Origin of the sequence: Mesorhizobium sp. M8A.F.Ca.ET.208.01.1.1 (genome assembly GCF_004791315.1) — a bacterium.
Lineage (GTDB): Bacteria > Pseudomonadota > Alphaproteobacteria > Rhizobiales > Rhizobiaceae > Mesorhizobium.
Window position 1 is genome coordinate 1 of record NZ_SRUT01000035.1, and the last position, 558, is coordinate 558.

At 64.3% G+C, this 558-nt stretch carries 2 protein-coding genes; one reads left to right on the plus strand and one right to left on the minus strand.

All coding sequences use genetic code 11. The features are described from left to right. A partial coding sequence (locus EN851_RS36830; protein WP_210234950.1) for a hypothetical protein occupies positions 1-202 on the minus strand: 202 nt, incomplete at its 3' end. Here EN851_RS36830 and EN851_RS34135 point away from each other — a divergent pair. Continuing rightward, positions 189-558, plus strand: a 370-nt coding sequence (locus EN851_RS34135) for a Tex-like N-terminal domain-containing protein (protein WP_281041119.1), incomplete at its 3' end; no start/stop codon positions are given. The genes EN851_RS36830 and EN851_RS34135 overlap by 14 nt on opposite strands.

The window sequence follows — 558 nt, forward strand, 5'->3', positions numbered from 1 at the left end:
CGGAGCCGGTGGACGACAAGCTCGACGTGGACATCGTGGCATTCCTCGAGGCGCTGAGCCAAATGGTTTGAACCCGAGATAGGCTCCAAGGGCTGTTTTCTGTGGACCTTCGGCGCATGATGAAACCGTTGCGGTTGGCGTAGCGGTCCTCCCAGCCTATGGTCGCCGCTCTTTCGACAGGGATCGGCATGGCATCGGACATCAAGCGCATCGCAGCAATCATCGCGGCCGAGATCGGTTCGCGGCCGGAGCAGGCGGCGGCGGCAATCGGGCTGCTGGATGAAGGCGCCACGGTGCCGTTCGTGGCGCGTTACCGCAAGGAAGTCACCGGCGGGCTCGACGACACGCAACTGCGCGACCTTTCCGAGCGGCTTGCCTATCTGCGTGAGCTCGACGCGCGCCGCGAGACGATCGTCGGCTCCATCCGCGAGCAGGGCAAGCTGACCGAGGAACTGGAGGCCAAGATCGCGGCGGCAAGCACCAAGGCGGAGCTGGAAGACATCTATCTACCCTATAAGCCGAAGCGACGCACCAAGGCCGAGATCGCCAGGGAGCGCG